24 protein-coding genes are annotated in these 25,248 nt (G+C 64.5%); 14 read left to right on the forward strand and 10 right to left on the reverse strand.

Going from position 1 to position 25,248, the window contains the following annotated elements; translation table 11 throughout:
- Positions 1-183: 183 nt before the first annotated feature.
- The 4 genes from HAH_RS11615 to trpC are packed head-to-tail and all read right to left on the reverse strand — an operon-like array spanning position 184 to position 4,017.
- A complete protein-coding gene (locus HAH_RS11615) occupies positions 184-987 on the reverse strand; it encodes a 2-amino-3,7-dideoxy-D-threo-hept-6-ulosonate synthase (protein WP_014041087.1) in 804 nt (267 codons plus the stop codon).
- Positions 988-1,013: 26 nt separating this feature from the next.
- Positions 1,014-1,895, reverse strand: a complete 882-nt coding sequence (trpA, locus tag HAH_RS11620) for a tryptophan synthase subunit alpha (protein ID WP_014041088.1) — start codon at positions 1,893-1,895, stop codon at positions 1,014-1,016.
- Positions 1,895-3,205 (reverse strand): tryptophan synthase subunit beta, encoded by a 1,311-nt coding sequence (gene trpB / locus HAH_RS11625; protein WP_014041089.1) that lies wholly within the window; start codon positions 3,203-3,205, stop codon positions 1,895-1,897. The genes trpA and trpB overlap by 1 nt, the downstream gene beginning before the upstream one ends.
- The gene (gene trpC, locus HAH_RS11630; RefSeq protein ID WP_014041090.1) at positions 3,202-4,017 is read right to left on the reverse strand and encodes an indole-3-glycerol phosphate synthase; all 816 of its coding nucleotides are present in this window, start codon (positions 4,015-4,017) and stop codon (positions 3,202-3,204) included. Before trpC ends, trpB begins: the two co-directional genes overlap by 4 nt.
- 129 nt (positions 4,018-4,146) lie before the next feature.
- Between trpC and HAH_RS11635 the strand changes: the two genes are divergently transcribed.
- The 3 genes from HAH_RS11635 to HAH_RS11645 all read left to right on the forward strand — a co-directional run bounded on the left by HAH_RS11635 (position 4,147) and on the right by HAH_RS11645 (position 7,699).
- Positions 4,147-4,644: a GNAT family N-acetyltransferase gene (locus HAH_RS11635; protein WP_044951990.1), complete on the forward strand. Its 498-nt coding sequence runs from the start codon at positions 4,147-4,149 to the stop codon at positions 4,642-4,644.
- 100 nt (positions 4,645-4,744) lie between these two features.
- Positions 4,745-5,932: a redox-regulated ATPase YchF gene (locus HAH_RS11640; protein WP_014041092.1), complete on the forward strand. Its 1,188-nt coding sequence runs from the start codon at positions 4,745-4,747 to the stop codon at positions 5,930-5,932.
- Between the two features lie 126 nt (positions 5,933-6,058).
- Positions 6,059-7,699, forward strand: coding sequence for a methyl-accepting chemotaxis protein (locus HAH_RS11645; RefSeq protein WP_023843385.1), 1,641 nt, complete (start codon positions 6,059-6,061; stop codon positions 7,697-7,699).
- 63 nt (positions 7,700-7,762) lie between these two features.
- Here HAH_RS11645 and HAH_RS11650 read toward each other — a convergent pair whose 3' ends face one another.
- From HAH_RS11650 to HAH_RS11660, 3 genes are all read right to left on the reverse strand, one after another.
- Positions 7,763-8,302 carry a hypothetical protein gene (locus HAH_RS11650; protein ID WP_014041094.1) on the reverse strand — a complete coding sequence of 180 codons (540 nt, stop codon included), beginning with the start codon at positions 8,300-8,302 and terminating at the stop codon, positions 7,763-7,765.
- 105 nt (positions 8,303-8,407) lie between these two features.
- Positions 8,408-9,007 carry a hypothetical protein gene (locus HAH_RS11655; RefSeq protein WP_014041095.1) on the reverse strand — a complete coding sequence of 200 codons (600 nt, stop codon included), beginning with the start codon at positions 9,005-9,007 and terminating at the stop codon, positions 8,408-8,410.
- The gene (locus tag HAH_RS11660; RefSeq protein ID WP_014041096.1) at positions 9,004-9,660 is read right to left on the reverse strand and encodes a DsbA family protein; all 657 of its coding nucleotides are present in this window, start codon (positions 9,658-9,660) and stop codon (positions 9,004-9,006) included. The genes HAH_RS11655 and HAH_RS11660 overlap by 4 nt, the downstream gene beginning before the upstream one ends.
- Positions 9,661-9,956: 296 nt before the next feature.
- Here HAH_RS11660 and HAH_RS11665 point away from each other — a divergent pair, with 296 nt between their 5' ends.
- From HAH_RS11665 to HAH_RS11695, 7 genes are all read left to right on the forward strand, one after another.
- The gene (locus HAH_RS11665) at positions 9,957-10,208 is read left to right on the forward strand and encodes a hypothetical protein (RefSeq protein ID WP_014041097.1); all 252 of its coding nucleotides are present in this window, start codon (positions 9,957-9,959) and stop codon (positions 10,206-10,208) included.
- The gene (locus tag HAH_RS11670) at positions 10,205-10,675 is read left to right on the forward strand and encodes a hypothetical protein (RefSeq protein WP_014041098.1); all 471 of its coding nucleotides are present in this window, start codon (positions 10,205-10,207) and stop codon (positions 10,673-10,675) included. Before HAH_RS11665 ends, HAH_RS11670 begins: the two co-directional genes overlap by 4 nt.
- 313 nt (positions 10,676-10,988) lie before the next feature.
- Positions 10,989-12,008, forward strand: a complete 1,020-nt coding sequence (locus tag HAH_RS11675) for a glycine betaine ABC transporter substrate-binding protein (protein WP_044951992.1) — start codon at positions 10,989-10,991, stop codon at positions 12,006-12,008.
- Between the two features lie 6 nt (positions 12,009-12,014).
- Positions 12,015-14,447, forward strand: a complete 2,433-nt coding sequence (locus tag HAH_RS11680) for a methyl-accepting chemotaxis protein (RefSeq protein ID WP_014041100.1) — start codon at positions 12,015-12,017, stop codon at positions 14,445-14,447.
- A gap of 267 nt (positions 14,448-14,714) precedes the next feature.
- Positions 14,715-15,359 carry a helix-turn-helix domain-containing protein gene (locus tag HAH_RS11685; RefSeq protein ID WP_044951994.1) on the forward strand — a complete coding sequence of 215 codons (645 nt, stop codon included), beginning with the start codon at positions 14,715-14,717 and terminating at the stop codon, positions 15,357-15,359.
- A gap of 119 nt (positions 15,360-15,478) precedes the next feature.
- Positions 15,479-17,068 carry an oleate hydratase gene (locus HAH_RS11690; protein ID WP_014041102.1) on the forward strand — a complete coding sequence of 530 codons (1,590 nt, stop codon included), beginning with the start codon at positions 15,479-15,481 and terminating at the stop codon, positions 17,066-17,068.
- Between the two features lie 56 nt (positions 17,069-17,124).
- Positions 17,125-18,504, forward strand: coding sequence for a hemolysin family protein (locus HAH_RS11695; RefSeq protein ID WP_044951996.1), 1,380 nt, complete (start codon positions 17,125-17,127; stop codon positions 18,502-18,504).
- Between the two features lie 114 nt (positions 18,505-18,618).
- On the opposite strand, the gene HAH_RS11700 is transcribed toward HAH_RS11695, so the two are convergent.
- Positions 18,619-19,809 (reverse strand): GNAT family N-acetyltransferase, encoded by a 1,191-nt coding sequence (locus HAH_RS11700; protein ID WP_014041104.1) that lies wholly within the window; start codon positions 19,807-19,809, stop codon positions 18,619-18,621.
- Positions 19,810-19,888: 79 nt separating this feature from the next.
- Positions 19,889-20,953 (reverse strand): Brp/Blh family beta-carotene 15,15'-dioxygenase, encoded by a 1,065-nt coding sequence (locus HAH_RS11705; RefSeq protein WP_014041105.1) that lies wholly within the window; start codon positions 20,951-20,953, stop codon positions 19,889-19,891.
- Positions 20,954-21,102: 149 nt separating this feature from the next.
- Between HAH_RS11705 and HAH_RS11710 the strand changes: the two genes are divergently transcribed.
- Complete coding sequence (locus tag HAH_RS11710; protein WP_014041106.1) at positions 21,103-22,626, forward strand: phytoene desaturase family protein; 1,524 nt, start codon at positions 21,103-21,105, stop codon at positions 22,624-22,626.
- Between the two features lie 118 nt (positions 22,627-22,744).
- Complete coding sequence (gene hpt / locus HAH_RS11715) at positions 22,745-23,293, forward strand: hypoxanthine/guanine phosphoribosyltransferase (RefSeq protein WP_014041107.1); 549 nt, start codon at positions 22,745-22,747, stop codon at positions 23,291-23,293.
- Positions 23,294-23,311: 18 nt separating this feature from the next.
- Here the strand turns inward: hpt and HAH_RS11720 are convergent, their stop codons facing one another.
- Complete coding sequence (locus tag HAH_RS11720; protein WP_014041108.1) at positions 23,312-23,614, reverse strand: hypothetical protein; 303 nt, start codon at positions 23,612-23,614, stop codon at positions 23,312-23,314.
- A gap of 117 nt (positions 23,615-23,731) precedes the next feature.
- On the opposite strand from HAH_RS11720, the gene HAH_RS11725 reads away from it, so the two are divergent.
- Both HAH_RS11725 and HAH_RS11730 read left to right on the forward strand, forming a co-directional pair.
- Positions 23,732-24,151 carry a disulfide bond formation protein B gene (locus tag HAH_RS11725; RefSeq protein WP_014041109.1) on the forward strand — a complete coding sequence of 140 codons (420 nt, stop codon included), beginning with the start codon at positions 23,732-23,734 and terminating at the stop codon, positions 24,149-24,151.
- Between the two features lie 62 nt (positions 24,152-24,213).
- Positions 24,214-25,245: an aldo/keto reductase gene (locus HAH_RS11730; protein ID WP_014041110.1), complete on the forward strand. Its 1,032-nt coding sequence runs from the start codon at positions 24,214-24,216 to the stop codon at positions 25,243-25,245.
- The last annotated feature ends 3 nt before the right edge of the window (positions 25,246-25,248 follow it).

Genomic DNA, 25,248 nt, shown 5'->3' on the forward strand with positions numbered 1-25,248 from the left:
GATTGAGCGACGCTTCGGGTGGTTGTGAGCCCGCCGGCAGGGAGTGGTCTCAAATAAACGGGACCGCCGCGGCTGTGTTCAGAGCCGGTCGGCCCGACGGGTGGTGACAGTGTGACCGGGCTAGCTGTCGCTATCGGAACGTCCAGCGTCGCAAAACCGATTCGCAGACGGCCTGCTCGGACCTCAGGCCTCGACGGCCAGTCCGGCCTCGCGAAGCGCTTCCTCGGTGGTGGCGTCGTCGTGGACGACGGCGGAGACGGCACGGGCAATCTTCTCCGGTTCGTCGTGCTGGAAAATAGAGCGGCCCATCGAGACGCCGGACGCCCCGGCGTCCATCGTTCCCCGGACCATACGAACGGTGTCTTCGTCAGTTCCTTTCGAGCCGCCGGCGATGACCACTGGCAGCGACGTGGACTCGACGACGTGCTGGAAGGTCTCGGCGGAACCGGTGTAGCCGGTCTTGACGATATCCGCGCCAAGTTCCTCGGCCAGCCGGACGGCGTGGCCGACGGACTGGTTGTAGTCCTCGTTCTCGGAGTCGATGTCGGGGCCGCGGGCGTAGGCCATCGCCAGCACCGGCAGGCCGTACTGGCTGGCCTCGGTCGTCAGTTCGGAGAGTTCCTCGATCTGTTCGGGTTCGTACTGGCTGCCGACGTTGATGTGGAACGAGACGGCGTCGGCCCCGGCGCGGATGGCGTCTTCGACCGTGCCGGTCACCCGTTTGTCCTGTTCGTCCGGGCCGATAGTAGTAGAGCCGTTGAGATGCGTGATGTAGCCCGCGTCGTTCTTGTTCGGGTGGACTCGCCCGGCGATACCCCGCTGGGTGAGGACGGCGTCCGCGCCGCCGCTAGTGACCGCGTCGATAGTCGATTCGATGTCTTTGAGGCCCTTTACGGCCCCCATTGTGATGCCGTGGTCCATCGGGATGATGACGTATGTGTCGTCTGTCCCGATGCGTTCGAGTCGTGCGCGTTTTCCTGCAGTCATGATATGAGACAGTGTGGCAAGTACGATTATGTGCGTTCCGGTTGCGGTCGTTCTGCCGCGCCCCGGAGCGCACCGTCTTTGAGTTCACGAGCCTTCGCTTCGAGCCGGTCGGCCACTTCGTCGACTGGGTCGCCGTTCTCGTGACCCTCGGCCACGATATCGACCAGCGCGGAGCCGACGATAACACCGTCAGCGCCGGCAGAAACGATTCGCTCGGCGTGGTCACCCGTCTTGATGCCGAACCCGACGGCCTTGGGCACGTCCCAGTCCGAGAGCCGGGCCAGCGATTCCTCGGTGGCGTCGTCCACGTCCTCGCGCGCGCCGGTGACGCCCAGGCGCGCCTGGACGTACACGTAGCCCGACACCTGTTCGAGCATCCGTTCGAGTCGGTCGCCTTTCGTCGTCGGCGCGACGATGAACACCAGGTCGAGACCGAACTCGTCGCAGGCCTGGCGGAGCGGGGCAGCCTCCTCGGCGGGCAGGTCCGGAACGACGAGGCCCTCGATGCCGACCGCGGCGGCCTTCTCGACGAACGGTCGGGGACCCTGGCTCGCGGTTTCACCGCTCGCGTTTTCCGAGTCGCTTCGCGACTCGCTATCTCCCTCACCATACTGATAGATGAGATTGTAGTATGTCATACACACCAGCGGCACGTCGACGTCGAGATCCTCGACGAACTCGAAGAAGCGGTCGGGCGTCATCCCGGCTTCCAGCGAGCGGACGATAGCGTTCTGGATGGTCTTGCCCTCCGCGATTGGCTCGGAGAACGGCAGGCCGAGTTCGATGACGTCTGCCCCGCCGCGGGCCAGCGCCTCGACGTACTCCAGTGAGGCCTCGTAGCTCGGATCGCCGGCCGCGAGGTACGGGACGAAGGCGGGCTCGTCGGCAAAGGCGCGTTCGAGGCCCATCAGAGGCCACCTCCGCCGACCCGCTCGAAGATGGACATGTCCGGCGCGATGTCGAGGTCGCGCTTGCTCGTCTCCTCGATGACCGTTTCGAGGTCCTTGTCGCCGCGGCCGGAGACGTTGACGATGACGGTGTCACCGACCTCGTCGTGGTGCTCTTCGAGATAGCCGAAGGCGTGGGCCGTCTCCAGGGCCGGGATGATACCCTCGTCCTGGGAGAGCCGGTGGAACGCCTCCAGCGCTGCGTCGTCGTCGACGTTGACCGGCGTGACGCGGTCCTCGTCGACGAGGTGGGCCAGTTCCGGGCCGACACCGGCGTAGTCAAGCCCCGCGGACACGGAGTGGGATTCCATGATCTGGCCGTCCGAGTCCTGCAGGAGCTTCGTGCGCGCACCGTGAAGAACGCCCTCGTCGCCAGTCGAGAGGGTGGCGGAGTTGGGCGCGACGCCCTCCTCCTCGTCGACCTGGAGCGAGGAGCCGCCGGCCTCGACGGCGTAGAGGTCGACACGGTCTCGCGGCTCGTCGTCGCTCGACTGTTCCGGGGAGCGTGGCTCCCCGTCATCGTCGACGAAATGGGCAAACGTGCCCATCGTGTTCGACCCGCCGCCGGCACAGGCGAGGACCGAATCGGGCAGCCCGCCGGTCTTCTCGATGGCCTGCTCGCGGGCCTCCTCGGAGATGACCGCCTGGAAGTCCCGAACCATCTTCGGGAACGGGTGCGGCCCGACGATGCTCCCGATGACGTAGTGGGTGTTCTCGACGGTGGTCGCCCAGTCCCGCATCGTCTCGGAAATGGCCTCCTTCAGCGTGCCGCGGCCGACGGTCACCGGATTCACTTCGGACCCGTTGATGCGCATCCGGAACACGTTGGGACGCTGGCGCGCGATGTCAGTCTCGCCCATGTAGATCTCACAGGGCATGTCCAGATGGGCCGCCGCCATCGCCGTCGCCGTGCCGTGCTGGCCGGCCCCCGTCTCGGCGATGATGCGCTCCTTGCCCATGTACTTCGCCAGCAGCACCTGGCCCAGCGCGTTGTTGAGCTTGTGCGCGCCGCCATGCAGCAGATCCTCGCGCTTGAGATACACGTCCGTGTCGTACCGGGCCGAGAGCTGGTCCGCGTACTGTAGCGGCGTCGGTCGGCCGCCGAAGTCGGCCAGCCGCTCCCGGAACTCGTCCATGAAGCCGTCCTCGTTTTCGAGCACGTACCGCTGGTAGGCGTCTGTCAGCTCCTCGATAGCTGGCATCAGCGCCTCGGGCACGTACTGTCCACCGTACTCACCGAACTTGGGGTCGTGTGCGTCGTCAGTACTCATGTGTCTGTAGTCGTCGTTTCAACCGCATCAGTGTCCGCATCTGTTAGTCGCCGCGTGTTCGCTTCCACGTCCGTCGCCGCGTCGTGGTCCATGATCGCCGAGCCGATCAGCAGCGCGTCCGCACCGGCGTCGCGCATCCGTGTAACGTCGTCCGGCGTCTGTATGCCGCTTTCCGCAATGAGTGTGACGCCGTCCGGGACTTCGGGCGCGACGGCTTCGAACGTTCCGAGGTCGACCTCCAGCTCCGCGAGGTCGCGGTTGTTGACGCCGATGATGTCCGCGCCCGCGCCAAGTGCTTTCTCGACCTCTGCCGCGGTGTGGGTCTCCACGAGGACCTGGAAACCGCGCTCGCGCGCGGCCGTGAGGAGATCAGCAAGGTCGTCGGTCCCGTCCGCTTCGAGAAAGCGGACGATGAGCAGGACGACGTCCGCTTCGACGACGTCCAGCTGGCTCTCGTGGAGGACGAAGTCTTTCCGCAGGACGGGCACGTCGACGGCGTCGCGGACCCGTTCGAGCGTCGCCGCCGACCCGCCGAAGTGGTCCGGCTCGGTCAGCACGGACAGCGCCGCTGCGCCGCCCGCAACCATCTGTCGAGCGAGGTCGACCGGGTCGTCGGTCCGCTCACCGTCCGCGGTCGGGCTCGTAGGCTTGATCTCCGCGATGACCGGCGTCCGCCCAGCATTCTCGGCCGCTTCGAAGGCATCGGCCAGCGACCGGGGTGTCACCGAGACCCGGTCTCCGCCGCCACCGCGCTCCCGCGCCGCGTCGAGAATCGACTGGACCGCTGGTGCAATCTCCTCACTGTAGTCCATTACTGAACACTAACGTACAGAAGTGTACATAAGAGTTGCCCTATTATCTCAGGGGACGCAGAACGCAATAGTTCCTCGCGTTGTCAAACAGGCCACAGTTCTATATTGTTCCGCGGTGCATGTTCACATATGTCGTTCCAGACAGCCATCCGGCCGGCCGAATCGGTGGACATCGCGGATATACGGCGGATCGCCAGGACCACATGGCATACCGTGTACGACGACATCCTCGGAGCAGAAACCGTGGAAGAGCACCTCAAAGAGGGGTATGCGCCGCCGCTATTGGAGCAGATGATCGAACTCGAAGAGGTCGGCCTGTTCGTCTCGACGGCCGACGACGACGTGGTGGCGTACATGAGCTGTGGGATGACGGACGCGACCGGCTTCGGCGACCTTGATCTGTACGTCCACCCGGACTACTGGGGGGAAGGTATCGGGACGAAGCTGCTGCATCGCGGGGAACAGCACTTGCACGAGCTCTCCGTGCGGAAAATCCGCGACGAGGTGCTGGCCGAGAACGAGGTTGGGAACGCGTTCTACCGCGCACACTTCGAGAAGGTCGGCGAGCGGACGACCGAGGTCGGCGGACAGGAACACCCCGTCAACGTGTACGAGCGGCGATTGTAAACGCCGGCTCGCATTCGCAGCCCGCAGTACGTGTGTGACTCACACGCTCTCGTAGCTCGTGTAACAGCGTTTAAGCCGCTGAAACCGCTTCATCGGTGCAATGAGCTACAAGATCGGACTCGTCGGCAAGCCCTCTGTCGGCAAGTCCACGTTTTTCAATGCGGCGACGATGAACGACGTGCCCGAGGGCGCGTACCCGTTCACGACAATCGACCCTTCGATGGGCGAGGCGTACGTCCGCGTCGACTGCGCGGCCCCGGAATTCGATCACACCTGCACCCCGAATCACGGCTACTGTACCGAGGGCGTCCGGTTCGTCCCGACGAAACTCGTGGACGTGGCCGGCCTCGTCCCCGGCGCACACGAGGGGAAGGGACTGGGGAACCAGTTCCTCACGGACTTAAACGAGGCCGACGTGCTCGTCCACGTCGTCGACTTCACCGGCGAAACGGACCTGGAAGGAGAACCCACCGAGGACCACGACCCGCGCGAGGACATCGACTTCCTCGAAGACGAACTGGATATGTGGTATCTCGACATCTTAGAGAAGGGTATCGAGCGCTACCGCTCGGGCTATCACGGCGAGGACAAGGCCATCGAAGACGACCTCGCCGAGCAGATGTCGGCGTTCAAGATCAACGCCGACGAGATTAAACAGGTCGTACTCGCACTGGGCCTGGAACTCGACCCCGACACCTGGGACGACGAGGACAGAGAGGCACTCGCTCGGGAAATCCGCATCCGGACCAAGCCGATGCTCATCGCGGCGAACAAGATGGACACCCCGGAGGCTCAGGCGAACTGGGAACCGATCACCGAGGACCCGGAGTACGAGCACCTCACGTTCGTCCCCGTCTCGGCCCACGCCGAGAAGGCGCTGAAAAACGGCAACGAGCAGGGCGTACTCGACTACCGGCCCGGCGACGAAGATTTCACCGTGACGGCGGACCTGCCCGAGGAGAAGGCCGCGGGGCTGGAACAGATCCGGGAGTTCGTTACCGAGTTCGGCGGCACTGGCGTCCAGCAGGCGCTGGAAACCGCGCTGTTCGAGGAACTGGGCGCAATCGCGGTGTTCCCCGGCGCTCGCAAGCCACAGGAGGACGGCACCTTCCTGCAGGACTGTTTCGTCCTCCCCGACGGGTCGACCGCCGAGGACTTCGCGTACTTCCTGCACACCGATATCGGCGAGGGATTCCTCCACGCCCACGACGTGCGCACCGAGCGACAGATCGGTGCTGACACCGAACTCGACCACCGCGACGTGGTCGAAATTACGACAACGAACTGACACCGCAAAACTCACCGCTGATACTCCGAGGGTGCGATTTTTCATGGGACGGGAGTGAACGTGTCACATGCACCCCGAAAGGTCCAGTTCCGTAGTCTGTTTGGCCCCTGTCTTGAGGTGGTTTCGATGACGACGGCAGATGATGCGACGGGCCCGCTCGGCCGACTCATGCTTGCGGTCGGTACTGTGCCGATGACAATCGAGCCGTACCTGCCGACGCCGCTCCGTCGGACGTTCAGCGTCCGTGTGTTCCTGCTGGCAGCAATGTCGATCGTGGGCGCACCGGCGCTGGCTATCGTGCTGTTTTCCTCCGTGACAGCCGCCGCGGTGTTCATCGGGTTTGTCGTCGCCGTGACCGGGTTTCTGGGCTACTGTGAGATGTACCGCGCGATAATCGAGATCAACCGAAAGGCGACGGCAGTCGACAACGGCCAGTACGACATCGACTTCGGCGTCGACCGGATCGACGAGGTCGGAGACGCATACACGAAACTCGAACGGGCCGCGGCCTCGCTCGGCCGGAACATCGAGGAGGCAAACGAAGCCCAGGAACGCGCCGAGGAAGCGCGCGAAGCAGCCGAAGCGGCCCGTGAAACCGCGGAGTCCGAGCGCAGTGAGATGGAGGCGCTGAGCAGTCACCTCGAACTGAAAGCGACCCAGTACCGGACGACGCTCGACGAGGCGGCCGACGGCGACCTGACCGCACGCGTCGACACCGACAGCATCAGTGACGCCATGGCGGCCGTCGGGACCGCGATCAACGGGACGCTGGCTGCCCTCGAGACTGCCATCGGCAGCGGCCAGTCGACCTCGACACATATCGCAACCGAGAGCGAAACCGTGTTGACTGACGGTCAGCAGGTCCGTGACGAAACGCAGTCCGTGGCCGACACCGCGTCCGACATCGCGGACGGAGCAGAAACCCAGCGCCAGCAGCTAGACGACGCGGCGAGCGAACTCAGCGACCTCTCGGCAACCGTCGAGGAAATGGCCTCCTCCGTGGCAGAGATCGCCGACCAGAGCAACACTGCCGCAGACCTCGGCCGAGATGCACAGCAGTCCTCGTCGGAAGCCCAGAGCGCCGTCGACGAGATCCGACACCACTCGACGAGCGCCGCGAGCGAGGTCCAGCAACTCGACGACATCGCCGAAGACATGGCCGAGATCGTCGAAGTCATCGACGGCATCGCCGAGGAGACGAACATGCTCGCGCTGAACGCCTCCATCGAAGCTGCGCGTGCCGGCCAGGCAGGCTCGGGCTTTGCCGTCGTCGCGGACGAAATCAAACAGCTTGCGACCGAGACACAGGCCGCCACCGCCGATGTGGAGGACCTCATCGGCTCGCTGCGGTCCCAGGTCGGGACGTCCGTCGACGCCATGGAGACGATGGAAGACGCTGTCGACCGCGGAAGCAACACTATCTCCGAGACCATTACGACGCTTGAAGACGTGGTCGACGCCACTGTCGATGTCAACGGCGGCATCCAGGAGATCGACCGGGCGACCGACCAGCAGGCGACCAGCGCGCAGGAAGTCGTGCGGATAATCGACGACATCAACGATATCGCCGGTGACACCGCAACCGACGCCCGTGAGATGGCCACCACGGTCGATCAGCAGGGCCAGACCGTTGCCGGGATGGTCGACTCGGTGGAGCGGTTCGCCGACGACGCCGACACGCTCCACGACGAACTCTCACAGTTCGAGACCGCCGAGACCGACGTCGTGGACACGCCCGCCGGCCCCGGCTCCGCTACGGGTGACTGAGACGAACTGGGTACCCGTATCCCAGTCGCGCCAGCCAACAATGCCGTCCAACGGTTTGGAACTCTACAGCAGGAGGTGCGCCAGCAAGGCAATGATGGCAACTTTCTTGACGAGAATAACACCGATAATCAGTTGCGTCGTCGATAGCGCCCGGACGCGCTCGATGCCCCGCCGGAGGAACGCGGGCGACTGGGCGAGTTCACGCACCAGCAGCCGTACCTCCGCGCGGAACGTCTCGACCGCCGACCCCTCGCCGTCAGTGTAGGCGGCTTCCGGCCGGGGCAGCCACTGCGACCCCGTGTATTCGAGTTCGACCAGCGACCCCTCCAGATAACTTGCCTGCTCGAACTGCAGGCCGTTGGCTTCACAGAGGCGCTCGACCTTGGCGATGTCGCGGTCGCTGTTCAGGTCGTACCGCCGCTGTATCGGGTCGGTCGCCCAGTCGAACTGGAACCGACAGACGAGTTCGCTCTCGCCGACCCACACGTCGACGATTTCGGCCAGTTCGACCGTGCCGGCCGTCTCTTTCCGCTTTTTCTGGAGGTGCTCGTACTCGGTGGGGGACTCCATCGAGGCCGTCACCTGGGACTCCGTCTCGGGCATACCTTCTCGACACGAGTGTTCGGCTGACGACACTATACGTTTTCTCCCGCTTGAACGGTTGGAACTCCGTAACCGGGGCGAAACGAGGACCTGCCAACGAGACAGTCAGATATCCACCGGACACCCGTTGATCTCGCCGCCGCGCATCCCTTCGGCGAGCCAGTAGATAGAGAGGGTCAATACCGCGAGCGCCAGCAGCGCGAATTCCAGCCCATCCAGTGGCAGAAACAGCAGCGAGGTCGAGACGCCGAGTAGTGACAGCAGGCCCAGCAGGACCGCCGACCCACAGGCCGCACAGCCCGCGCCGAGCGTTCCGAGGACGACACCCGCGACGCCCGCGCCGCCCTGCTGGAGGTCGAGGCCGTGTTCGCGGAAGTGGTAGGTCACCAGCCCGATGTCGATACCGGTGAGGGCGGCGACGACGACCAGCAGGATTCCCTGTGCAGGGTTGAACGACGTGCCGACGAACGGGTACAGCTCCCCGAGCACGCGCAGTCGGCTGGCGAGCGGGAGCGACCCACCGACCACGAGGTCCAGCACCAGCGGGACGTTCAGCGAGACGACGAACAGCGTCAGCGAGACGATTGCGGCGATCACGGCGACTGCCGCGTAGACTGGCAGCGTGAGCACGAGCCTGACCGTCCGGCCCATGAGCCGCCAGTCCCCGCGCGTCGTCGGCAGGCGGAGCCCCTCTGCGGTGCTCATCCGTCGTGCTCTCCCAGCGCCTCCGCGATGAGTTCGTAGCTGACGCTCCCGTTGACCTTCGTCACGAACTCGCCGTCCTCGAACAGCAGGATAATCGGCGTCGTCTCACCCAATCCGGCGTCCTCGGCCGCCTGGATATCGGCCTGAACGGCGTCATCGTGGGCACGGTTTCGGGCGTCGCTTGCGACCGCCTCGCCGTCTACCTCGGTCTCCTCGGTGAGAAACGTCGCCGTCCGCGCCAGAACGTTGTCCGGGTCGAACGACGACTGCTCGGCGAAGTAGTGATCGAACAGCGACCAGTACGCCTCGCTGTCGCGGGCGAACGTCGATTCCAGCGCCTGCGTCGCTGGCTCACCCCAGGGATAGATCACGGGGTAGGTCCGGACGACGTACGCGCCTTTGCCCGCGTCCACGATGTTCTCCCGAATGTCCGGCAGCGTGTTCTCGTGGAAGCGGCGACACGTAGGACAGGAGGGGTCTTCGAACGCCAGGATGACGTGGCCGCCCAGTTCGCCGCGGCGGGGCTGGGCGTCGAGGTCGGCGGCCGCCGGGTGGCTGTCGACGGATTCGACGCTGTCCGCCTCGCTACTGCACCCAGCGACTGCGCCGACGACACCCACCCCGGAAAGTGCTAGAAAGCGTCGTCTGTTCATATACGACTGGTTGGCCCGCGTTGGTTTAGCGTTTGTTCCACTATGTGGCCACGATGAGTAACCGTCTTGTCGCCAGCGGCGGTAGCATCTGCCGGCCGATGACGACGACTCACGGGGCCGAACCGGGGTGACTCCCCAGTGGTGACGAGCCCTATGAGTGCCGAGGCCGCTATTTTTGACGGTAGAAGTTGTCTCTGGGGCAGTCTGGTTGTGGCCACAGTAGACATAGGCCCCGGTCAGGGCTGCGCCGGACTGGCAGACGCGGATTTATGAACGGTGCCGAGCAAACGTATAGTATGGCCGCCGAAATTTCCGACCGTGTTCGAGAAATCGCGGAGGCCCGCGGCCTTCCGGAGTCCGAAGTGTTCGCGCGGGCACTCGAACGCGGGCTCGAAGACCTGTGGGAGGACCTCGTGCTCGCACAGTACCTCGATGGGGAACTCGACCGCGAGGAAGCCATCGAGCACGTCGGGCGGACGAAAGTCGAGCGAGCGGAGCGAGAGCGTGAGGTCGTCGAGGAAGACGTTGACTGGGGCTTGAACGCGTGACGCCTGCGGCCGTTTCGGACGCAGGACCGCTCATTCACCTCGCCGAAAGCGGTTCACTCGAACTGCTCTCGACGTTTGACACGCTCCTTGTCCCGGAGACGGTTTACGAGGAGGTCGACGCCGGTGGTGTTCCGGACGGGGTGGTCGACCTCTCGTACGAACTCGTCGAAGCCGACGAAAGCCGAGTCGGAACTGAGGAACTGGACGCCGGAGAATGCGCCGCGATTGCGGTCGCAATAGAGCGGGGCGTTGTTCTTCTAACCGACGATCTCGCCGCCCGAGAGACAGCATCCGACGCGGGCGTCGAAGTACGCGGTTCTATCGGCGTTATCGCGCTCGGGTATGGTCGCGGATTGCTCGACAGAGACGAAGCGGCATCCCGTATGCGAGCACTCCAGCGTGAGACGAGTCTTTTCGTGACCGAGGCGGTTGTGGAGCGCGGCATCCAGATGCTGGACGAACAGTAACGGGATGAGTGGACTCTATAGACGCTGTAAACACATTCACTATGGATAGATTGTGAGTCTTGAGTGCCGAGGCTCTTACCCCAACTGGTAGCTGCAGCTGACGACCGTTTGCCACGGGTATCTCTGCGGTTCGGTTGCAACTGACATGATCTGGATCTGGGACGACAGCGACTGCGATGACTCTCCTGTAGAGAGTCCCTCTGTGGAGATCCCCAACAGCTAGGGACTAAATTGTACACGATTTTATTGTTTTGCTATCAATGTTGATATTCTCGGCAACGGTTTTTTGACTATCATTAGCTCAGGTTGAGCAATGATAGATGAGAGAGGAGAGCCATGGACTGGGAGCCGGCGACGGTTACTCGGGATGCTCGCAACTGGCGGAACAGCCACGCTGGTCGGCTGTTCGACTGGCGGAGAGACGGAATCAAGTACAGCCGAAAGTGGGGGCGAAGCCGCCGGGTCGACCGACGGCTCGCTGTCAGTCGTTGTCAGTTCGAAAGGCTACACAGAGCAGTTGAACCTCGGGTACATCGCCTACGAATTGCTCGCCAACAACACGGGTGTGAGTCTTGTGGACGAAACCGGCTTCGGCGGGAACGCTGCACACGCCGAAGCGTATCAGGCCGGCGACATCCACGCGTACTACGATTACATGGGGTCACTGTGGGCTGCGCACCCGCCCAAGCACGACGAAGCCGACTTCGAGACACCTGACGAGCAGTACGAAGCGCTGAAGTCCGAGATGGAGTCGGAACACCCGATACGGATTCTCGACCGTGCGGACTGGCAGAACACATGGGCCGTGTTCATCCGCGAGGACGCTATCGAAGGGACCAGTATCGAGACAATCAGTGACCTCGCCGGTTACGTCAACGACGGGAACTACGACATTAGACCGGCGTTTGGCGACGGATTCAGGACTCGTAGCGACGGCTTCGATGCTTTGCTTGAATACTACGGGTTTGAGGGCGAGCATGTGGAGCGCTGGGAGGCAGAACAGGAGTTCATCGAGGCGGCGTCGGCGCAGGCGGCTGGCACGGCCGTCGACGAAGGCTACGCCGATCTCAGCTTCGGGTACAGCACCAGCGCGTGGCTCACAACCGTTGAAGACATCGTGTACCTCGATGACGACCGGAACTTCTGGCCGTTTTTCCACCCGGTCGGCGTCGTTCACGAGGACGTCGCGACGGACGCCGTGGTGTCGGCGCTGAACAAGATGCCGGACGCCATTCCGGACGCGAAAACGATGCAAGAGCTGAACAGTCACGCAACCGAGGTCGGCAGCCAGCAGGCGGTTGTTGACCACCTCACGGCCAACGGCTTCATCTGAATCAGTATGGAAGAATCTACAGCACATTCAGGCGACGGTGACGACGAATCAGCAGACGCGACAGCGTCAGCGGCCTCGGACACGACAGCGCTGGAGCGAGTGAAAGCCGTTGCGCTGCTGCCAGTCCGGTCGTACCTCGTCAAGTTCGCTGTTGCGTTGCTCGTGATCGTGGTACTCATCGCGGCCGGCGGGTTCTGGGTGCAGGGGAACGCAACTGCCACACTCGAAGACGACACGGCACAACAGCTCGTACAGGAGGTCAACGCCGAGTCCGGCCTGTTGAACGAGTGGATTGAGCGCAACGAACGGCCGGTGCTCGTCGCGTCAAACAATCCGCTGCTCGGTTTCAACGCGACGCGCGAAGACCAGCAGGCCTACACGGAACGGCTCGCCGCGGATGAGCTCCAGTCCGACCGCGTCGCTGCCGTCCACCTTGCAGACCCCACTGTCGGCACAGCGGGGGAGGCAAGGATTGTGGCGAGTACTGACGAAACGCTCCGCGGAACGCGTGTCACATCGGACGCACATCCGTGGGTCGACCGGACTCGGTCTATCGGCCGCGACACAGTGGTTTCATCGAACCCGTACACGAACGCGAACGGCAAGCGAGTGGTCAGTTCGATGAGTGTCGCCGCCGACTTCACGCACGTACTCGTGGTCGAGTACGACGCCAGCGACCTGAGCAAGCAGTTCAGCACTGGTATCGACGGGACGTTCACACAGGTGGTCCGCCCGACATCGAGTTCGACTGAGGTGTTGTTCTCCGACGCCGGCACCGATGCCGTCGGACAGCCGTACATCCCGAACCAGTCACAGTCCGACATCCCGGAGATCAGCACGGCTACCGAACAGGGCACCTTTACCGACACGCCAGCGAAGGACGCAGTGCTTGACACCGACCACGTCGCCGCGTACGCGACCATCCCCGGCACAAACTGGGTCGTCATCAAGCACACGCCTGCGGCGAACGCGTTCGCGCTGAGCGAGCAGATTCGGACCGATATCCTAGCGTTCATCCTGCTCGCGCTCGGTGGCGTTGTCGTCGTGGGTGGAACGATTGGACGGAACACGGCGACATCCGTGCAACAGCTCTCTGCGGCCGCTACTGCCATCGAGCAGGGAGAGTACAATGTCGACGTTTCGAGCTCTCGCCGGGACGAAATCGGTCAGTTGTTCACGTCTATCGGGAGCATGCGCGACGCACTCGTCTCGAAAATCGACGAAGCCGAGGCTGCCCGTGAGCAAGCAACAGACGCCCAGGAGGAGGCGGAAGAAGAGCGAGCCCGCGCCGAGCAGGCAAAGGAAGAGGCTGAGACGCTCGCGGCGGAACTCGAACAGCAAGCAGAGGTATACAGCGACGTGATGGAAGCGTGCGCGGACGGTGACCTGACCCGGCGTCTCCCCGAAAGCGAGACCGACAACGAGGCGATGGCGGCTATCGCGTCGTCGTTCAACGATATGCTCGCACAGTGGGAACGCACTATCGTCGACATTCAGGAGTTCGCGGAGACTGTCACAGCCGCCAGCGAGGAGGCCGAAGTCGGGGCGACTGACGCCGAGCGTGCGAGCGGCGAGGTCAGCGAATCGGTTCAGGAGATCGCGGCTGCCGCCGACGAGCAACGCGATATGCTGGACACAGTCTCGGGAGAGATGACTGACCTTTCGGCAGCTATCGAAGAGGTAGCTGCGTCCGCTGACTCGGTTGCGGAGCACTCGAACCAGACCGCTGACGTCGCCCGAAAGGGCGAAGACACGGCCAGAGACGCGCTCGAAAGTTCACGCAGAGTACAGGAGGCAATCGACACGACTGTCGAGAACGTCGAACAGTTAGACGAGCAGATGGCGGAAATCAGCACCATCGTCGAGCTGATCGCCGACATCGCCGAGCAGACGAATATGCTCGCGCTGAACGCGAACATCGAAGCTGCTCGTGCCGACAAAGACGGCGAAGGGTTCGCCGTCGTGGCCGACGAAGTCAAGGAACTCGCCGGGGAAACGCAGGCATCGGCGACCGAAATAGAGCAACTCATTACCGATGTCCAGTCCCAGACGGAGACGACTGTCGACGAGGCCAGAGTCGCTGAGGAGTCGATGGAAGCAGGCATCAGTGCGGTCGAAGAGGTCATGGAAGCGTTCACAGAAGTGTCGGAGTACGCCGACAAAACGGACGCCGGCGTCCAGGGGATCAGCGACACCACTGACGATCAGGCCGCCAGTACTGAAGAAGCGGTATCGATGACCGAGGAAGTCGCCGACCTCAGTGAATCCACTGCCGATGAGGTACAGAGCGTGTCCGCCGCCGCAGAGGAGCAGGCGGCCTCGATGTCGGAGATCAACGACAGTATCAAATCGCTGAGCGGGCAGGCCGAGCAGCTCAAGGCGCTCCTGTCGGAGTTTGACGTCGCTGTCGACGAAACCGAGCGATCCCGAGACCGCTGATCGACAACAGCGTGAGCACAGACTGACGCTCGGAGCGGTTCGGCACACGCGTTTTCCTGTACCGTTTCGCCGCGTGTATCCACCACAACGCGCAACGCGTCCCAGTACGAGCAGTGATGGAGTCGCAATCCGCGTTGCAGGGACGGCGTGAACCGCCTCGGCCTGCTCCGCCTGTGGATGTTCGTCGAGCGGCTCCGACCTCGCCGGTCGGTTTCGGCGCGTGGGAATCCCCAGTACGCCTTTATTTTGGTCGGGCGAGCAACACATATGAGCGTCATCTGTGAGTTCGAGTTGCAGTCCGCGGATATGCCGCTGTGTGCGGTCGCTGCCGAACTGGACACCCGGCTGATCGTCGACACCGTCGTCTCCGGAACGACCGCGGAGCCGGCACTCGTATTCTCCGCGACAGGCGTCGAACCGGATGCCCTCGAATCGGCGTTGCTCGGCGACGAGTCCGTCGTGGAGTTTGTCGCCATGGACTCGGCTATCGTCGAGTCCCGCTATCGGGTCGTCCTCGATACGGACTACGTCGAGATGTACACCCAGCTCGTCGACCGGCAGACGTATCCGATGGGTGCGCTCGTGACCGAACACGGGTGGAAGGTGAGTACGCAGTTCGCCGACAGAGCGGACCTCGAAGCGTTCCGGGATGCCTGTCAGTCCAGCAGCGTCACGTTCCGCCCGCACCGGCTCTGTGAGACAGAACATGGCGGCGATGACTACGGACTCTCCGCCCCACAGCGGGAGGCACTGCTAGCAGCCCATCGGCAGGGATACTTCACCGTCCCTCGCGAGGCAGACCTGACGGACCTTTCAGCGGAACTCGACGCGACCACGTCCGCGATCTCGGAGCGTCTCCGTCGTGGGACGGACCAGCTGATCGACCACACGATTGCCAGCTCCGAACAGTGACAGCGGGCTACCCGGAGCGCGGCTATGTCGGCGAGATGTCCCCTCTTATAAATTGCTGTACATATGCTGGCAACGGTTAGGGCTGAGACTTGCGTAGCACTACATGACGGTGACCCAATATGACCATCCACCAGCACCCACACGTCACTGACCGCGACGCACACTTCGTCGGCGGCGGTATTGCCTCCCTCGCTGGGGCGGCGTTCCTCGTACGGGACGGCAATATGCCCGGCGAAAACATCCATGTCTACGAAAAGCTGGACGTCGTCGGTGGCGCGATGGACGGCGCTGGCGACCCGGACGAGGCCTACCTGATCCGGGGCGGCAGGATGTTCAACTATCCGGCGTACGAATGTACGTGGGACCTCTTCGAGTCCATCCCGTCGCTCGAAGACGACTCGCGGTCGGTCAAAGACGTGATGGACGAGTTCAACGAAGCGCACCCCTCGTACGCGAAAACGCGGCTGATGCACGAGGGCGAACGGATCGACGCGGGCGAGTACGGACTGACGAGCCAGCATCGACAGTCGATAGCTCGGTTGCTCCTCACGCCCGAACCGCGACTCGGTGACACGCGCATCGAAGAGTGGTTCGACGAGTCGTTCCTGGAGACGAACTTCTGGTACGTCTGGGCGACGATCTTCGCGTTCCAGCCGTGGCACAGCGTCGCCGAAGTCCGGCGGTACATGTACCGGTTCCTGCACGAGTTCCCGCGCCTGCACACCATGGAAGGTATCGACCGGACGAAGTACAACCAGTACGACTCGATGATCCTCCCGCTCCGGCGCTGGCTCGAAGACAGGGGCGTCTCCTTCGAGTACGGCCACGAGGTGACCGATATGGATATCGTCCCGTCGCGGACGGGGCGTACCGTCGAGCGGCTCTACTGTGAGACCGACAGCGGCACCGAGACGGTCCCCGTCGAGCCGTCCGACCTCGTGTTCATGACGAACGGGTCGATGACCGACGGCTCGTCCATCGGCGGGATGGACGAGGCCCCAGAACTGAACGAGACCGGGGCGTCGTGGGAGCTGTGGAAGTCCATCGCCGAGGACAACCCACAGTTCGGCAACCCGTCGGTGTTCGCGGACAACGTCACGGAGACGAAGTGGGAGTCGTTCACCGTCACCCTGCACAACACCGACTTGTTCGACCACATCGTCGACTTCACGAACGAGGAACCGGGCAACGGGCTCGTCACCTACCTCGGGTCGAACTGGCTGTTGTCGACGGTCGTCGCCGCACAGCCCCACTTCGCGAACCAGCCGGACGACGTGAAGGTGTTCTGGGGCTACGCGCTGTTCCCGGACCGCGAGGGGAACTACGTGGAGAAACCGATGTCCGAGTGTACCGGCCGGGAGATCCTCCAAGAGCTGTGTTACCACCTGCAGTGCGAGGACCGGCTCCCGGGGCTACTCGACGACGTGACCTGCATCCCGGCGATGATGCCGTTCATCACGGCGCACTTCCAGCCCCGGGAGCCCGGTGACCGACCCGAAGTCGTTCCTGACGGGTCGAACAATCTGGCGTTCCTCGGACAGTACGCCGAACAGCCACGGGACGTGGTGTTCACCGTCGAGTACTCGGTCCGGTCGGCGATGACCGCCGTCTACGAGATGCTCGACCTCGACCGGGAAGTCCCCCCGGTGACCAAACACTACCGGAAGCCCGGTGTCATCGCGGACACTGTCCGCGCCGCGTACCGCTGAGAGAGTCGACGGCGGTACGGGCGCGGAGATTCCAGCACTTTAGTACGGTGACGGAGATGGGTGTGTATGAACACACCGCCGCTCGCCGTCCGGGGGCTGCGATGGTAAACCTCGCGCTCTCGGCGGCACAGCTCGTCTTGGCGCTGGTACTCGTGGGACTGAACGGCTTTTTCGTCGCCGCGGAGTTCGCCTTCGTTCGCGTTCGCGGCACCTCTGTCGAACAGCTCGCTGACGAGGGGAAAGCCGGTGCGGGCTCGCTCCAGGCAGTGATGGCGGACTTGGACAACTACCTCGCGGTGACCCAGCTCGGGATTACGCTCGCCTCGCTGGGGCTGGGGTGGGTCGGTGAGCCCGCCGTGGCGGCGCTGCTGGAACCTGTTCTGGCACCGATACTGCCGGAGACCCTCCTCCACCTCGTGGCGTTCGCGATTGGGTTTACAATCATCACGTTCCTCCACGTCGTCTTCGGCGAACTCGCACCGAAGACGTTCGCGATTGCCCAGACCGAGCGGCTCTCACTGTTGCTCGCACCGCCGATGAAGCTGTTTTACTACCTGTTCTATCCTGGTATCGTCGTCTTCAACGGCTCGGCGAACGCCTTCACGCAACTGCTCGGCGTCCCGCCGGCCTCGGAAACAGACGAGACGCTCGGCGAGCGTGAGATACGCCGGGTGCTGGCTCGGTCCGGCGAAGAGGGGAACATCGACGCGGCGGAGGTCGACATGATAGAGCGCGTGTTCGACCTCGACGATACGGTGGTCCGGGAGGTCATGGTCCCGCGCCCCGACGTCGTGAGCGTGCCGGCCGACGCCACGCTGTCGGATATCCGGGCAGTCGTTTTCGACGAGGGACACACCCGCTATCCGGTGGTCGATGCCGACGACAGCGACCAGATCGTCGGGTTCATCGACGTCAAGGACGTGCTACGGGCCGGCGAGGAAGGCAACGGGAACACGACTGCCGGCGATATCGCCCACGAGATACCGGTCGTCCCGGAGACGACCGCTATCAACGACCTCCTGTTGCAGTTCCGGCAAGACCGCCGGCAGATGGCCGCGGTCATCGACGAATGGGGGTCGCTCGAAGGCATCGCGACCATCGAGGACGTGGTCGAGGCCGTCGTCGGCGACCTGCGCGACGAGTTCGACGTCGACGGCCGCGAACACGCCATCCGCAAGCGAAGCGACGGGAGCTACGACGCCGACGGCGGCGTCCCGCTGTCGACAGTCAGTGAGGCCCTCGGTGTCGACCTCGACAGCGACGCAGTCGAAACCGTCGGCGGGCTGGTACTGAGTCACCTCGACCGCGCGCCGGAAGTCGGCGATACCGCCGAAGCGGCCGGACACGCGTTCGAGGTGACAAGCGTCGACGGAACCCGTATCTCGACGGTTCGGATTCGAGCGAACGACGGCGACGACTCGCCGTCGACTGAGTGAGCACCGTTCGGACTGTCGGCCGAGTGGGTGACTCGCACACGGTCTGCTGTCCGTCTTTCGAGAATGTCGCCATCACGGATGGCGAGTATCCCGTCGCAGTCACAGCCACCAATCTCAGAAGAACTCGCCTAAGTAGACGGATTCGGGCTGGAAAACGTCTGCGAGCGGGCCGCGGACCGAGTCGTCGAACATCTCCAGCCCGGCCAGGCGTTCAGCGGCGTCGACGCCGTGCGTCCCGACGGCCAGTTGTGAGAGCGTCGCAATGTTGACGGCCACATCGGCTTTCGAGTCGCTGGCTGGAAGCGGGTCGACCGTCGCAGTGCCGCCGTTCACTGACAGCCGGAACAGGCCGTCGTTGCGGTCAAGCAGCGGATCGTTCACCGAGAGCGTGCAGTCGAGGTCGCCCCCGGGCCAGTCGAGGCGTTCGAGGTAGTCCACGTCGGTGAGCCGAACCATCGGCCCGGCTTCGACCGTGCAGTCGACCGCCCCGGGGTCGTCGACGCGATGGAAGAGGTCAGTATCAGGCGGTAGCTGGAGCGTGACGCGATCTATCTGTGCGCCGTGATGCCCGAGGAACGCAAACAGCGCGCGGCGGGCCTCCTCGTCGGCGGCCGCGAACTGTGTGGCCGAGAGCGTGCGGTCGGCATCGTCCGCGACGGTGTACACGACGTACCCACGGAGGTCACCGTTGCGTTCGTAACCGTAGCAGTACGGGACGCCGTCGTCGTCCCAGTCGGCGAGCGTCCGCTCGCGCCACCACGCTTCTGAGCGGCGGAGCGAGAGCGCCGTCCCGGCGGCTGAAGCGGACTCAACCTGACGGAGACGCTCCCAGTCGTCGGCGTCGAGGCGGACCATTTGTCCGGCGGTGTCGTGGTCTGGAAGTGCCGACGGCGGCAGATCGAAGCGGCGATATGTGTTCGCCGTGCTCCAGCCCAGGCGGCGGTAGAACGGCGTCGAGAACGGCCAGAGGGTGACGAACCCGACATCGGCCTCGCGGTACTCGTGTAAGGCGTGCCGACAGAGGTCGGCGGCGTATCCCTGCCCGCGGTGTTCGGGCGGCGTCGCAACCGCGCCGAGGCCGCCGACCGTCGCCGCTTCGCCGCGAACGGTTGTATCGAGATAGTAGAGCTTGCAGACCGCACGAAGGCCGTCACCGTCGTAGAGGCCTCGCTGGTCGAACAGCGACGGCGGCCAGTCGCTATCGGGGTCCGGCGTCACCGGACCCGTTTCGGGCGCAAACGCGTACTGGAGCATCCGCTGACAGGCTTCGCGGTCAGTCGTCGGGACAGGGCGGAATTCGGACATACCGACGCAGGCGTTCGCCAGCTACAGAAACCTAGTCATCTGTGGACCGACGCCGTGGCTGTCTCCGAATACTGCGCCGTCACGGCACGTACCAGATACCCCGGTCACGGTCGAGGACCGACCCGACGATGATGTGCGGGAGCGCGACGATACTGATGAACACGCTCCAAAACGCCACCGCGCCGGGGAGCAGGTCGCTCGCCCCCAGTGGGTTCGGGAACGCCCAGTAGACGGCGGCGAGGACGCCGAAGGTGGCCAGCGCCCCGACGACGAGGACGACCCAGGCGCGCAGTGCGACGGTCGAGGCGTCCGCGCCGCCGAGCAGGTCCCAGCGCTCGTCGCCGACCGGCTCTTGTTCCACGGATGCCGTCCGCGCCACCTGCCGAGCGGAGTACCAGAATGGGAAGTACAGGCCAACGGCGACGAGGACCGGGACAGACGCGAAGAATACCGCAAGGAGCAACGATTCTCCGGCGTCGATAAGCCAGGAACGGCCGCCGCCGCGCACGTATCCCAGCACGATATGTGCCGTTAGGGCGAGCCCGTAGCCCGACCCGATGACGAGCCGGGTTGTGTCGAATGACCCTGCGTACGACGAGAGGGCACCGGGTTCGACGAGGCCGACCATCAACGAACTGAACGCGTGGAACGTCTCCGGCCAGAACACGATGGGGACGAGCATCACCGCGCCGCCGCGGACGGTCGCCGCCAGACCGCGCTGGAACCGGGTCTGGAGGTGCTCGGTCCCGCTCGTGGCTTCCAGCACCTGTAGGCCGCCGATTCCGCCCTTCGCCATGGCGACGGTCAGCGCCAGCGCGAGGCCAGCGACTGGCGCAACGAGGAACAGGCCGACGAACCCGCCGATAGCCGCCAGATACACCGCGACGTAGCGCCAGCGAAACGAGGGGCGACGGCGGCGGAGGTTCTCGAAGTGCTCGTACCCGCCGTGGGGGAGATTGAGCGCGACCATCCCGACGAGATACACCACCATCTGGGCCCGGAGCGGAACCCTGACGCCGACGGTGCCGAGGAGACCGAACGTGACGGCGAGTACCAGCAGGCTCGCCCGCGAGAGCCAGAGCGACGGATGGCGGTCGGTGTCCCGATGCCGCTGCCAGACGGACCCCAGGCCGGTCGTGGGCATATCGTGGCCCTAGGGAAATACTCACAATAAACGAGACAAGCGATTCCAGCGAACTGGGAACGGCCCAGTGGATTAATGATGACAGTGTCTGTTGTGAGGTCTTGAGAATCCAGACAACCCTTTTTCAGTCATAGTCGCTAGCGGCTGCTATGCGTGATGGCCTCCCTCGCGACCGGACGGTGACCGTCGTCGGCGGCGGCTTCGGCGGCCTCTCGGCCGCGTGCTATCTGGCCGACGCCGGGGCCGACGTGCGACTGCTCGAACGCCACGACCGCCTCGGCGGGCACGCGGGCGTCCTCGAACGCGACGGCTTCCGGTTCGACACCGGTCCGTCGTGGTATCTGATGCCCGACGTGTTCGAGCGCTTCTTCGGCCACTTCGACCGCGAGCCCGCGGACTACTACGAACTGGAGCGACTGGACCCCCAGTACCGGGTGTTCTGGAAGGACGGCGATCGCGTGACGATGCGGCCGAACCGCGAGAACGCCCGCGAGGTGTTCGAGTCCTACGAGGAGGGGGCCGGCGATGCGCTAGCCGAGTACCTCGACCGGGCCGAACAGAACTACGAACTGGCGATGAACCGGGTCGTCTACGAGGGCCGCGAGCGGTTGCGGGACTACGTCGACACCGACCTCCTCCCGCTCGCGCCGCGGGCGCGGCTGTTCGGCTCGATGGACGACTACGTGGGCCGCTACATCGACCACCCGAAGCTCCGGCAGCTGCTCGAATACACGCTGGTGTTTCTCGGCGGCGCGCCACACAACACCCCGGCGCTGTACAGCATCATGAGCCACGTCGACCTGAACATGAACGTGTTCTACCCGGAGGGCGGCATCGCCGGCGTCGTCGACAGCCTCGGGTCGCTGGCTCGCGAACTCGGCGTCGACGTCCAGACCGGGACCGAGGTCCAGCACATCGCCGGCGAGGCGGGGGCGTTCGAACTGACCACCAAGGACGGCGTCGTCGGCTCCGACATCGTCGTCAGCAACGCCAACCCCGCATACACCGAGCAGCACCTGCTCGACCCCGCCGCGCGTGACCACGATACCGAGTACTGGGACGACCAGACCTACGCGCCGTCCGCGTTCATGCTGTATCTCGGCGTCGAGGGCGACGTGGAGCCGCTGGCGCATCACTCGCTGGTGCTGCCGACGGACTGGGACGGCCACTTCGAGCAGATATTCGACCGCCCGGCGTGGCCCGACGACCCCGCCTACTACCTGTCGGTTACGTCGAAGACCGACGAGACGGTCGCCCCGGACGACCACCACGCCGTCGTCGTTCTCGTCCCCATCGCGCCGGGGCTCAACGACGGCCCCGACATCCGCAAGGAATACCGGGAGTTCGTGCTGGACGACCTCGCCAAACAGACCGGTGTGGACCTCCGTGACCGCATTGTCGTCGAGGAGTCGGCCTGCGTGAGCGAATTCGCCGAGCGCTTCGGCGACCCGCAGGGGACGGCGCTCGGACTGGCCCACACGCTGTTCCAGACCGGGCCGCTTCGCCCCGGCCACCGCGCCGGCCTCGAGGGGCTCTACTACACCGGGGCCTACACGACCCCCGGTATCGGGATGCCGATGTGTCTCATCAGCGGCGAACACACCGCCCGCGATATCATCGAGGACAGCCCGTTCGAGACGAAACAGGACCGTTCGGCCTCGACGGCGGACTGACGCCGTGGCTTTCGGTTCGTCGTTTGTGTGGACCGTCCGAGTCACAACATGATACTGTAACGCACAGACCGCAGCCCAGCCTCGAACGGTTTATTGTCCCGCTTCAGGTAACGGGGGCATGGAGAAGCTCCGCGAGTCGCTGCACGAAGCCCCGATCATCGACAAGGACGGATACTCCTACCTGGTCCACCCGCTCAGCAACGGCGTCCCGATGCTGGAGCCGGAACTCCTCCGCGAGGTCGTCGTCGGCGTGACGCGGGCGGCCGACCTCGACGTGGACAAGATCGTCGCGCCGGAGGCGATGGGTATCCACATCGCGACCGCGCTCTCGCTCCAGACGGACATTCCGCTCGTGGTCATCCGCAAGCGTTCCTACGGCCTCGACGACGAGGTCCCGCTGCACAAGACCACCGGCTACTCCGAGTCGGAGATGTTCATCAACGACATCGAGGCGGGCGACGACCTGCTCATCGTCGACGACCTGCTCTCGACCGGCGGCACGATGGCCTCCATCTGCGAGGCGCTCGACGATATCGGGGCGGATATCTCAGACATCGTCGTCGTCTTCCGGAAACAGGGCGAGTCAGCGCTTGACGACACCGACTACGAAGTGACCAGCCTGCTCGATATCTCGGTCGATCAGAACGGCGTCACCATCCACGACTGAGAAGACTGCTGTCCCTGTTTACGCCTGCTCGACAGCGGCGGCCATGTGCTCTCGGGCTTCCTCGGGCGTCATCCCGCGAACGCCACACGCACAGGAGAGCAGTTCGGGGTCGGTCAGGTCGTCGACCTCCTCGGCGCTGGCCCGTTCGAGCGCGTCGTCCGCGGCGTCGTAGTCGAAGGTCACCCGATATGTGACCTGTGCCACCCCCTCGATCTGGTGGGACTCGTCGGGGTCCGGGTTCGCGATGGCCTCGGCGTGCTCTTCCTGCATTGCGGACTTCCACTGTTCGAGGTTCGCCTCGGGGTCCGAATCGTCGGGCATACGCTGGCTGTCGGCGGCAGGCCTGAAAAAGCGAGCGCTGGCGCTCCGGTCAAGCGGGAGCCGAGAAAGAGGGCGACTCTCGGAACGCTTTTTCCGCCAGCAAACGCTGGCTTCCCTGTGGGCGATTCTCGATCCGATTCCGACCGAGCCCGGTTCCTGTTGGCCGCGGCGACTACCGTCGCCACCGTTGCGACGGCCGGCAGCCTCTATCTCTCGCTGGGCCTCGGGCTGACCCCCTGTCGGCTCTGCTGGTATCAGCGAATCCTCATGTATCCGCTGGTGGTCGTCCTCGGCGTCGCCGCCGTCGAGAACCGGCCCGGTGTCGTCCGGACGGCGCTGCCGCTGGCGGTGCCGGGGGCCGCCATCGCGGCCTACCACTCCTGGCTGCAGGTAAGCCAGACCACTTGCGGTCTCGGGGCGGTTAGCTGTGCCCAGATACAGTACCGGGTGTTCGGCCTGACCGTGCCGAACCTCTCGCTGACGGCGTTTCTCCTAGTGACCGGGCTGGTCGTCGCGGCGTCCGTGAAGCGGTCGTAGAGTACCGGTCAGCCTTCGCCGCGACCAAACCCCTTTTTCGGGTAGCCCCGCGTGGCTCCGGTATGGAATACACCAGACTCGGTTCGACCGGAACGACGGTTTCACAGCTGTGTTTCGGCACCTGGCGCTTCGGCCGGGAGACCGGCGGCGTCGTCGAAACCGACCGCGAGGAGGCCCACGAACTGCTGGACGCGGCGTGGGAGCGGGGCATCAACTTCATCGACACCGCCAACGTCTACGGCAACCCCAACGGGACCAGCGAGGAATACATCGGCGAGTGGCTCGACGACTACGACCGTGAGGACTTTGTCATCGCCTCGAAGGTGTACTTCCCCTTCGACGGTCGCGGCGAGCCCGGCCCCAACGACTCTGGTCTCGGCCGCAAGCACATCCGCGCACAGATCGAGGGGACGCTGGACCGCCTCGACACGGACTATCTCGACCTCTACTACATCCACCGCTGGGACGAGCACAGCGACATCGAGGAGACGCTGTCGACGCTCGACGACCTCGTCCGCGCGGGCAAGGTCCACCACCTCGGCGCGTCGACGATGGCCGCCTGGCAACTGACCAAGGCCCTCTGGAAGAGCGACGTCGAGGACTACGAACGCTTCGAGGTGACACAGCCGCTCTTCCACGCCGGCTACCGCGATGACGTGAAAGACTACCTCGATGTGTGTGCCGATCAGGACATCGCTGTCTGTCCGTACTCGCCGCTGGCCGGCGGCTTCCTCACGGGCAAGTACGAGCGCACGGACGACGACGACCCGACGGCCTTCGAGGGGCCGGAAGGCTCCCGAGGCTCGCTGTCCGACCGCTTCGAGGATTTCTACCTCTCGGAGCGCGGCTGGCACGTCCTCGACGAACTCCGCGCCGTCGCGGACGAACTCGACGCCACCCCCGCCCAGGTCGCGCTCCGCTGGCTCATCGAACAGCCGGATATCACCTGCGTCCCCATCGTCGGCGCGCGCACCGTCGACCAGCTCGACGAGAACGTCGGCGCGGCCGACATCTCGCTGTCCGACGACCAGTTCAACCGGATTGTGAGTGCCCGCTACGCCGAGAACGGCGAGCGCTGGGGCCACCGGGCGTAATCG

It is taken from the genome of Haloarcula hispanica ATCC 33960, assembly GCF_000223905.1.
Classification (GTDB): Archaea; Halobacteriota; Halobacteria; order Halobacteriales; family Haloarculaceae; genus Haloarcula; species Haloarcula hispanica.

Bases quoted from the DNA above. Each gene is read 5' to 3' on its own strand.
- HAH_RS11655 (WP_014041095.1), bottom strand. From the start codon at position 9,007: ATGAGCACCGCAGAGGGGCTCCGCCTGCCGACGACGCGCGGGGACTGG.
- HAH_RS11685 (WP_044951994.1), top strand. From the start codon at position 14,715: ATGAGCGTCATCTGTGAGTTCGAGTTGCAGTCCGCGGATATGCCGCTG.
- HAH_RS11680 (WP_014041100.1), top strand. From the start codon at position 12,015: ATGGAAGAATCTACAGCACATTCAGGCGACGGTGACGACGAATCAGCA.
- HAH_RS11730 (WP_014041110.1), top strand. From the start codon at position 24,214: ATGGAATACACCAGACTCGGTTCGACCGGAACGACGGTTTCACAGCTG.
- HAH_RS11675 (WP_044951992.1), top strand. From the start codon at position 10,989: ATGATAGATGAGAGAGGAGAGCCATGGACTGGGAGCCGGCGACGGTTA.
- HAH_RS11695 (WP_044951996.1), top strand. From the start codon at position 17,125: ATGGGTGTGTATGAACACACCGCCGCTCGCCGTCCGGGGGCTGCGATG.
- trpA (WP_014041088.1), bottom strand. From the start codon at position 1,895: ATGGGCCTCGAACGCGCCTTTGCCGACGAGCCCGCCTTCGTCCCGTAC.
- HAH_RS11660 (WP_014041096.1), bottom strand. From the start codon at position 9,660: ATGAACAGACGACGCTTTCTAGCACTTTCCGGGGTGGGTGTCGTCGGC.
- HAH_RS11650 (WP_014041094.1), bottom strand. From the start codon at position 8,302: ATGCCCGAGACGGAGTCCCAGGTGACGGCCTCGATGGAGTCCCCCACC.
- HAH_RS11690 (WP_014041102.1), top strand. From the start codon at position 15,479: ATGACCATCCACCAGCACCCACACGTCACTGACCGCGACGCACACTTC.
- HAH_RS11645 (WP_023843385.1), top strand. From the start codon at position 6,059: ATGACGACGGCAGATGATGCGACGGGCCCGCTCGGCCGACTCATGCTT.
- HAH_RS11615 (WP_014041087.1), bottom strand. From the start codon at position 987: ATGACTGCAGGAAAACGCGCACGACTCGAACGCATCGGGACAGACGAC.
- trpC (WP_014041090.1), bottom strand. From the start codon at position 4,017: ATGGACTACAGTGAGGAGATTGCACCAGCGGTCCAGTCGATTCTCGAC.
- hpt (WP_014041107.1), top strand. From the start codon at position 22,745: ATGGAGAAGCTCCGCGAGTCGCTGCACGAAGCCCCGATCATCGACAAG.
- HAH_RS11710 (WP_014041106.1), top strand. From the start codon at position 21,103: ATGCGTGATGGCCTCCCTCGCGACCGGACGGTGACCGTCGTCGGCGGC.
- HAH_RS11635 (WP_044951990.1), top strand. From the start codon at position 4,147: ATGTCGTTCCAGACAGCCATCCGGCCGGCCGAATCGGTGGACATCGCG.
- HAH_RS11640 (WP_014041092.1), top strand. From the start codon at position 4,745: ATGAGCTACAAGATCGGACTCGTCGGCAAGCCCTCTGTCGGCAAGTCC.
- HAH_RS11700 (WP_014041104.1), bottom strand. From the start codon at position 19,809: ATGTCCGAATTCCGCCCTGTCCCGACGACTGACCGCGAAGCCTGTCAG.
- HAH_RS11720 (WP_014041108.1), bottom strand. From the start codon at position 23,614: ATGCCCGACGATTCGGACCCCGAGGCGAACCTCGAACAGTGGAAGTCC.
- HAH_RS11665 (WP_014041097.1), top strand. From the start codon at position 9,957: ATGGCCGCCGAAATTTCCGACCGTGTTCGAGAAATCGCGGAGGCCCGC.
- HAH_RS11705 (WP_014041105.1), bottom strand. From the start codon at position 20,953: ATGCCCACGACCGGCCTGGGGTCCGTCTGGCAGCGGCATCGGGACACC.
- trpB (WP_014041089.1), bottom strand. From the start codon at position 3,205: ATGAGTACTGACGACGCACACGACCCCAAGTTCGGTGAGTACGGTGGA.